The organism is Devosia sp. (genome assembly GCF_041917035.1).
Classification (GTDB): Bacteria; Pseudomonadota; Alphaproteobacteria; order Rhizobiales; family Devosiaceae; genus Devosia_A.
On record NZ_JAYRYM010000182.1, the window covers coordinates 1 to 7,462 of the forward strand.

General features: G+C 69.3%; 11 protein-coding genes and 1 tRNA gene. 8 read left to right on the plus strand and 4 right to left on the minus strand.

The genetic code is table 11. The features are described from left to right. A partial coding sequence (locus ACE3TU_RS16200; protein ID WP_374626033.1) for a LysR family transcriptional regulator occupies positions 1-190 on the minus strand: 190 nt, incomplete at its 3' end. 102 nt (positions 191-292) lie between these two features. Between ACE3TU_RS16200 and ACE3TU_RS16205 the strand changes: the two genes are divergently transcribed. Next, positions 293-1,243, plus strand: a complete 951-nt coding sequence (locus ACE3TU_RS16205; protein ID WP_374626035.1) for an NAD-dependent epimerase/dehydratase family protein — start codon at positions 293-295, stop codon at positions 1,241-1,243. Between the two features lie 11 nt (positions 1,244-1,254). Here the strand turns inward: ACE3TU_RS16205 and gluQRS are convergent, their stop codons facing one another. After that, positions 1,255-2,106, minus strand: a complete 852-nt coding sequence (gene gluQRS, locus ACE3TU_RS16210; protein WP_374626037.1) for a tRNA glutamyl-Q(34) synthetase GluQRS — start codon at positions 2,104-2,106, stop codon at positions 1,255-1,257. Between gluQRS and ACE3TU_RS16215 the strand changes: the two genes are divergently transcribed. The 3 genes from ACE3TU_RS16215 (at position 2,099) to ACE3TU_RS16225 (ending at position 4,076) form a co-directional block, all read left to right on the plus strand. Beyond that, entirely contained in the window at positions 2,099-2,785 is a 687-nt protein-coding gene (locus tag ACE3TU_RS16215) for a DNA-3-methyladenine glycosylase (RefSeq protein WP_374626039.1), read from the plus strand. The genes gluQRS and ACE3TU_RS16215 overlap by 8 nt on opposite strands. Further along, positions 2,782-3,429, plus strand: coding sequence for an alpha/beta hydrolase (locus tag ACE3TU_RS16220; RefSeq protein WP_374626041.1), 648 nt, complete (start codon positions 2,782-2,784; stop codon positions 3,427-3,429). The genes ACE3TU_RS16215 and ACE3TU_RS16220 overlap by 4 nt, the downstream gene beginning before the upstream one ends. Positions 3,430-3,518: 89 nt before the next feature. Next, positions 3,519-4,076: an HNH endonuclease gene (locus ACE3TU_RS16225; RefSeq protein WP_374626043.1), complete on the plus strand. Its 558-nt coding sequence runs from the start codon at positions 3,519-3,521 to the stop codon at positions 4,074-4,076. A 45-nt stretch (positions 4,077-4,121) separates the two neighbouring features. Here the strand turns inward: ACE3TU_RS16225 and ACE3TU_RS16230 are convergent, their stop codons facing one another. After that, a complete protein-coding gene (locus ACE3TU_RS16230; RefSeq protein ID WP_374626045.1) occupies positions 4,122-4,646 on the minus strand; it encodes a disulfide bond formation protein B in 525 nt (174 codons plus the stop codon). 81 nt (positions 4,647-4,727) lie between these two features. After that, positions 4,728-5,600 (minus strand): DUF72 domain-containing protein, encoded by an 873-nt coding sequence (locus ACE3TU_RS16235; protein ID WP_374626047.1) that lies wholly within the window; start codon positions 5,598-5,600, stop codon positions 4,728-4,730. Positions 5,601-5,727: 127 nt separating this feature from the next. On the opposite strand from ACE3TU_RS16235, the gene ACE3TU_RS16240 reads away from it, so the two are divergent. The 4 genes from ACE3TU_RS16240 to ACE3TU_RS16255 all read left to right on the plus strand — a co-directional run. Beyond that, the gene (locus tag ACE3TU_RS16240) at positions 5,728-6,087 is read left to right on the plus strand and encodes a hypothetical protein (protein WP_374626049.1); all 360 of its coding nucleotides are present in this window, start codon (positions 5,728-5,730) and stop codon (positions 6,085-6,087) included. Between the two features lie 61 nt (positions 6,088-6,148). Continuing rightward, positions 6,149-6,234: transfer RNA gene (locus ACE3TU_RS16245), tRNA-Leu, on the plus strand. A 25-nt stretch (positions 6,235-6,259) separates the two neighbouring features. Next, positions 6,260-6,865: a class I SAM-dependent methyltransferase gene (locus ACE3TU_RS16250; RefSeq protein ID WP_374626051.1), complete on the plus strand. Its 606-nt coding sequence runs from the start codon at positions 6,260-6,262 to the stop codon at positions 6,863-6,865. 124 nt (positions 6,866-6,989) lie between these two features. Then, positions 6,990-7,462 (plus strand): dihydroxy-acid dehydratase (locus tag ACE3TU_RS16255; RefSeq protein WP_374626053.1); only part of this gene is annotated, 473 nt, incomplete at its 3' end.

A 7,462-nucleotide genomic window follows, 5' to 3' on the forward strand; every position in this document is an offset into this window, starting at 1 on the left:
CGATATCGGTCGGCTTGAAGCCGCCCAGCGTGCGCTCGAACACCCGCGTTCCGAGCGCCGACTCGAGGGCATCGATATGCCGGCCCAGTGTCGGCTGGCTGAGGCCGAGGGCGCGCGCGGCAGCCGACAGCGAGCCGTGTTCCACCACCGCCGCGAAGCTGCGCCAGAGTGACCAGTCCGGTTCCGCCATGGCTGTCTCCCTATTCGAAAATGTATGGCAGTTCTTCCGATTTGTCGAATGTCCATAAATCTGTGACGGGACTAGCGTTGGCTCATCGACAGGAGACACACGATGAACACGCAGCGTCTGGTAGTTCTGGGGATCAACGGCCATATCGGCCATCACGTGGCGCGCGCCTTCCGCGAGGCCGGCTGGCAGGTGACCGGTTTCGGCCGCAGCAATCGCCACCCCATCCCCGGGGTCACCTTCGTCCCCGGCGACGCCGAGGACGTCGAGGCGATGCGCGCCGCGATCGGCGATGCGGATGTGGTGTTCAACGGGCTCAACCTGCCCTATCACCAGTGGGACAAGGGACGTCTGGAAGCACAGACGGCGCGGGTCCTCGCCGCGCTCGGCACGACCGGCAAGACGCTGCTGTTTCCCGGCAACATCTACAACTACGCGGCGGGCGACCGGATCATCACGCCGGCGCTGTCCCAGCACCCGCAGACGCCGCGCGGCGAGATCCGCAAGCGCGTCGAGGTTGCGATCGCCGCCGCGGCCGCGCGCGGCGACATCCGGGCGATCATCCTCAGGGCCGGGGATTTCTTCGGGCCGGCCAGCCAGGGCGACTGGTTCGATCTGGTCATGCTGCGCGACGCGGGCAAGGGCCGGCTAGCCCTGATGGGTACGCCCGGCATCGGCCATGCCTGGGCCTACCTGCCCGACCTCGCCCGCGCCTTCGAGAAGCTGGCCTGGCATCGCGCCGAGTTCGGCGGCCTCGAGACCTTCCACTTCGCCGGCCACTACGTGACGCCCGAAGTCCTCGGCCGGGCGATTGCCGAAGCGGCGCCCGTCCGCCTCAGGATCGGCTACTTCCCGCGCGTGCTGATGTCGGCGATGGGGCTGGTGAGCCCGATGATGCGGGAGGTGGCGAAGATGGGGTACCTGTGGGACCACCCGATGCAGCTGGTCGATCCGCGCCTCGATGCGATCCTCGGGCCGGGCTTCGGCACCTCGCTCGACAGCGCCGTCGCGGCAACGGTCGGGCCGTTCTTCGGCGCCGCGCGGCAGGCGGCGTAGGGCGGCGCGATCTAACTTCCAAAGCCGAGGTGGGCGCGGACGGCATCGGCCGTCCAGCCTGCGTCGCGCAGGTCGGCGAGCGATCGCGACTGGCGGGACTTCGACAGCTTGCGGCCGGTCTCGTCGAGCAGCAGCCGATGAAAGGTGTAGAGCGGCTGCGTCAGCCCGAGCAGCATCTGCAGCAGGACGTGGATGTCGGTCGAGGCTTCCATGTCGCGGCCGCGCGTCACGTGCGTCACGCCCTGCGCCTCGTCGTCGACCACCACGCTCAGGTGGTAGCTGGTCGGCGTCCCCTTGCGCTGGATCACCGCGTCGCCCCAGCGCAGCGGCTGCGCGTAGCGGATCTGCGGCCGGTCGAGCGGCGTCGGCTGCGCCACCGCGTAGGTGAGCAGCCCCGTCCGCGCCACCGCTTCGTCCATGCGCAGTCGCCATTGCACCGGATCGCCGGCGGCGAGGCGCTCGGCTACCCGACCCGGATCGAGATGCCGGCAGGTCCCGCCATAGACCGGGGCGCCGTCCGGATCGGTCGCGCCGGAGCTGGCCGCCACGTCGGTGCGCGAGCAGAAGCACGGATAGAGCAGGTCCATCGCCTTGAGCCGGTCGGCGTGCGCGGCGTAGACAGGAAAGCGCGTCGACTGGTGCCAGACCGGTTCCTCCCAGGCCAGCCCCAGCCAGGCGAGATCGGCGAGAATGGCCTCGGTGAATTCCGGCTTGCTTCGGGTCGGGTCGGTGTCCTCGATGCGCACGAGGAACCGTCCACCCAGCCGTTCGGCCCAGGTAGCGGTGAACAGCGCCGAATAGGCGTGTCCCAGGTGCAGCCGGCCATTGGGGCTCGGCGCAAAGCGGAGAACGGGTTTGGTCATCACGGTCGACGACCTAGCACAGGCGGGGCCCGGCCGCACCGGGCGGCTCGATTCGGCCGAGGCGCTGGCGGCGCAGCTGGCCGCCCTTGTCGGCATCGACCCGCGGCTCGAGGCTGTCGTCGGGCGGGCCGGGCCGTTCGCGGTGCGGACCGCCGACCCCGGCTTTGCCGGGCTGGCGCAGATCATCTGCGGCCAGCAATTGTCGACCGCGAGCGCCGGAGCGATCTGGGCGCGCTTTGCCGTCCTCGAGGGCGCCCTCGACCCCGCGCGCTATCTCGGCCTTTCCGAGGAGGCCGTGCGCGCCACCGGCTTCTCGCGCGGCAAGTACCTGACGCTGCGCGGCGTCGCCGAGGCGGTGGCCGAGGGCCGGCTCGACTTCGCCACCCTCGCCGATCGGCCCGCCGAGGCGGCGATCGCCGAACTGTGCCGGCTCAAGGGCGTCGGGCCCTGGACCGCCGAGATCTACCTGATGGTCTCGGCGGCGCATCCCGACATCTTCCCCGCCGGGGATCTGGCGCTGCAGGTCGGTGTACAGTGGGCGTTCGGGCTTGACGCGCGACCGGCGATCAAGGACCTGAGGGAGATGGCCGGCGCCTGGTCGCCGTATCGCTCGACGGCTGCCCTGCTGTTCTGGCGCTACTACCGGGCCGTGCGCAACAGGGAGGGATTGCTGCTGTGACCAAGCTCTCGGGCCCGATGCTGCCGCCACGGAGCGGCACCGCGCGGCAGCTGGTGGTGCTGCTGCACGGTTACGGTGCCGATGGCAGCGACCTGATCGATCTCGGCCGCCACTGGCGCACGCTCTTGCCCGACGCGCTGTTCGTCGCGCCGAACGCGCCCCGGCGCTGCGGCGGCAGCCCGTTCGGCTACGAGTGGTTCCCGCTCGAGGTCGACCGCATCGCCGGCCGCATCGAAGGGGCGCGGCAGGCCGCCCCGGTACTGGCCGAGTTCCTCTCCGATCTCTGGGCGCAATCGGGCCTTGGGGCGGCGGACACGGTGCTCGTCGGTTTCTCGCAGGGCGCCATGATGGCGCTGCATGTGGGAACGGCACTGCCTGGGGAACTGGCGGGAATCGTCGCCTTTTCCGGGGCCTTCGTGCCCGCCGACGGCTTTGCCGCGCCCGCCGCGCCTCGCCCGCCGGTGACCCTGATCCATGGCGATGCCGATCCGGTGGTCGATCCGGCCCTCAGCCGGCAGGCCGCCGACCTGCTCGCGGCTAACGGCTTCGAGGTGACGCTGCACATCAGCCCGGGTGTCGGCCACGGCATCGCGCCGGACGGGCTCGCCTTCGCCACGGCGTTCCTCATGGCCCGGCTCGGCTGAGCCGCGATTGCCGCTTCACAGCCGTGTCACACTCGGCATAGACTATCGACGATCATGACTGGCCGCGATTCCTGTACGGGGGGCGACAAGTGACAGTCCATGTGTCGCTTGAGAGCTGTCCCGCGTTGGTGCTGAATGCCGACTACCGGCCGCTCAGCTATTATCCGCTGTCTTTGTGGTCGTGGCAGGACGCCATCAAGGCGATCTGTCTCGACCGGGTCAATGTCGTCTCGACTTACGAGCGGGTGATCAAGTCCCCCAGCTTCGAGATGCTGCTGCCCAGCGTCGTGTCGCTGAAGGACTATGTGCGGCCGGCCCGCCATCCCGCCTTCACCCGCTTCAACGTCTTCCTGCGCGACAAATTCCAGTGCCAGTACTGCGGCGCCCGCGAGGACCTGACCTTCGATCACGTCATCCCGCGCTCGAGGGGTGGGCGGACCACCTGGGAGAACGTCGTCGCCGCCTGCTCGCCCTGCAATCTGAGGAAGGCCAACCGGCTGCCGCAGGACATCCGCATGTTCCCGCGTCAGCAGCCGTTCCAGCCGACCGTGCACGATCTGCACAATAATGGCCGCGCCTTCCCGCCCAACCACCTGCACCAGAGCTGGCTCGACTACCTCTACTGGGACATCGAGCTCGAGCCCTGAACGCCGCCGGGAGAGGCCCGGCGCGGGTGTTCGCCGGCTTTTCGACTATTGCTGCCGCCTGAACCACATCGCGGCGCCGAGCATGGTGACGATGGCCGCCGAGATCAGCGCGTTGAAGCCGGCGAGGGTGATGCCGAACAGCTCGAACTGGATGGCGTCGCAGGGCACGACGCGCGCGGCATTGAGGTTCTGCAGGTCCTCGAACTTGACGTCGACGCCGGTGCCGCTGCACGCCGTCGGGCCGGGCCAGAAGCCGTATTCCACCCCGGCGTGATGCCCCCCGAGGTAGGTCGACCAGGCGAAGACCAGGGCGGCGGCGGCGAGCGCGACGAGCAGCACGCCGCGCGGCAGCCGGTTCCAGGCCAGCACGATCAGCAGCAGCAGCGGCAGGCCGACATAGTACGGGTTCCGCTGGCCCCAGCAGAGCTCGCACGGCACCAGGCCGCCGATGAGCTGCGAGCCCCAGGCCCCGGCGATGGTGGCCAGCCCGAGCAGAAAGCTGATGGCCGCGAGCAGCCGCGCCCGGTCGGAGAAAAGGGCGCCGAAGCGGGGAGAAGCCGGGGAATTCACGTCGATCGTCCTTGTCGCCAACACGGGCGCCATATTCGTCCGCGAGGGCCCCGAGTCAATCGCGCCCGCCTCACGACCTCGTCACTCGCTAGGCCCGCTGAGGCCCAGCGTCGCCATCACCGCCCGGGCGTTGTGCGGCGCGTGTTCCTTGTCGGTCGAAACGAAGAAGGCATGGACGTCGCGGCCCGGCGGCGCCGTCTCCGGCGGACCGAGGAGGGGGGCTCCCGCCGGCCGCCGCCCCTCGGCCAGGTCGCGGAGCCAGCCGGCCCGCTGGCTGCGCTCGGCTTCGCCGTAGCTCTCTGCCCCCGGCGCGCCCTGCAGCCGCAGGTAGGCGAAATCGGCGGTCTGGTCGAAATAGGGCCACTCGGCGGTATCGGCGGCAACCAGGGCGACGTTGTGGGCCCGCAGCTGGGCGAGGAACTCGGGCGTTGCGAAACTCGCGTGCCGCACCTCGATGGCGTGGCGGACGCGGTCGACGCCGGTGGCGTCGAGATGCGGCGGCGTCTTCAGCCGCTCGTCCGCCCGGCCGGCGAGGGTCACGAGCTCCGCCGGCGTCTTCGGCAGCAGCGCCAGAAACGTCTCGAGCCGCGCCGCGTCGTAGCTCAGGTTGCCCGGCAGCTGCCAGCAGAACGGCCCGAGCCGGTCGCCGAGCGCGAGGACACCCGAGGCAAAGAAGTTGGCGAGCGGAATCTCGACATCCTTGAGGCGCTTGAGGTGGGTCACCAGCTGGTGGCCCTTGACGGTGAAGACGAAGCCGGGCGGCGTCTGTGCCGCCCAGCCGGCAAAGCTCGCCGGCTTCTGGTGCGAATAGAACGTGGCGTTGATCTCGATATTGCCCAGCCGCGCCGCGGCATGGGCGAGCTCCTGCTTGTGCGGCAGTCCGTCAGGGTAGAAGCTCTTCCGCCAGGGCTCGAACACCCAGCCGGCCGTTCCCAGTCTGATCGCCGTCGTCATCGTCTCGCCTCCGCCTGGGCCAAGTGGTGGCATGGCGGATCGGGCGCCGGCAAGGCTGTCGGCGACGATTGCCGGATCGGCAGGCTTTGCCTAAGCTCCCCCGACGGGTGACAGGGGGAACTCCGACATGCTGCGCTACTCGATGGTCGTCGCGACGCTGATGGCACTGGCCGCACCGGCCTCGGCCCAGTCGATCGGCGGCAACTACCGGATCGACGGCACCAATTTCGACGGTTCGCGCTATGGCGGCACGGCGCGCATCGTCATCACCAGCAACACCACCTGCGAGATCTTCTGGGATACGGGCGGCGGCTCCACGGCAGAGGGCATCTGCATGCGCAACGGGCCCGCCTTCACGGCCGCCTACGTGATGGGGAACGCCATCGGGCTGGTGATCTACGAGATCCTGCCGGACGGAACGCTCGACGGGCTGTGGACGGTGGCGGGTCAGCGCGGCAACGGCACCGAGGTGCTGACGCCCCGCTGATCGCCGGCCCGCGATTGACGGCACCGGCCAATTCGCCTTATCTGCGGCGCGCCGGAGCCTCGCGGGCGTGGCGGAATGGTAGACGCAGCGGACTCAAAATCCGCCGTCCGAAAGGATATGTCGGTTCGAGTCCGACCGCCCGCACCATTGTCTGAACTTCGGAACCCCCGTCATGTCGGATTTCTGGGACGAACGCTACGCTACCGAGGCCTATGTCTTCGGCGAGGTGCCGAACGCGTTTCTCGTGTCGCAGCAGGGGATTGTCGGGCGATGCCGGACGGCGCTCGCGGTGGCGGACGGCGAGGGACGGAACGGGGTCTGGCTGGCCGAGCAGGGGCTTGCCGTCACCACGCTCGATGCCTCCGCGGTGGGGATCGGCAAGGCGCGGGCGCTGGCCGCGCGGCGGGGTGTGGCGCTCGATGCGCGACTGGTCGATCTGGCCGGCTACGCCTGGCCCGAGGCCGCCTACGACCTGGTCGTGGCGATCTTCATCCAGTTCGCAGATCCGGTGCTGCGCGACGAGATCTTCGCCGGCATGCAGCGGGCGCTGGTGCCGGGCGGCCGGATCCTCCTCGAGGGCTACCGCCCCGAGCAGCTCGCCTTCGGCACCGGTGGGCCGCGCCAGCTCGACAAGCTCTACACGAGGGAAATGCTCGAGGCCGCCTTTGCCGATCTCGAGATCGAGCAGCTGAGGGCCTATGATGCCGAGATCGTCGAAGGCACCGGCCATGTCGGGATGTCGGCGCTGATCGATCTGGTGGCGCGCAAACCTGCGTGATCGCCGCTCGCGGCACCTGCCCCGATCCGGCCCGCCGAACCGATCCGGCCTGCGGCGGGCTTGAAAATTGGGCGCGTTGGGCACAAGACAGGCGCCCAGTGAAGTCCCGAGCAGGATGTCCGCCATGCCGCAGTACCGTTCCCGCACCACCACCCATGGGCGCAACATGGCCGGCGCGCGCGGCCTGTGGCGCGCCACCGGCATGAAGGACGGCGATTTCGGCAAGCCGATCATCGCCGTCGTCAACTCCTTCACCCAGTTCGTGCCGGGGCACGTGCACCTCAAGGATCTCGGCCAATTGGTGGCGCGCGAGATCGAGGCGGCCGGCGGCGTCGCCAAGGAATTCAACACCATCGCGGTCGATGACGGCATCGCCATGGGCCATGACGGCATGCTCTACTCGCTGCCCAGCCGCGAACTGATCGCCGACAGCGTCGAGTACATGGTCAACGCGCATTGCGCCGACGCCATGGTCTGCATCTCCAATTGCGACAAGATCACCCCCGGCATGCTGATGGCGGCGCTGAGGATCAACATCCCGGTGGTGTTCGTCTCGGGCGGCCCGATGGAAGCGGGCAAGGTCGTCCTGGCCGGCCA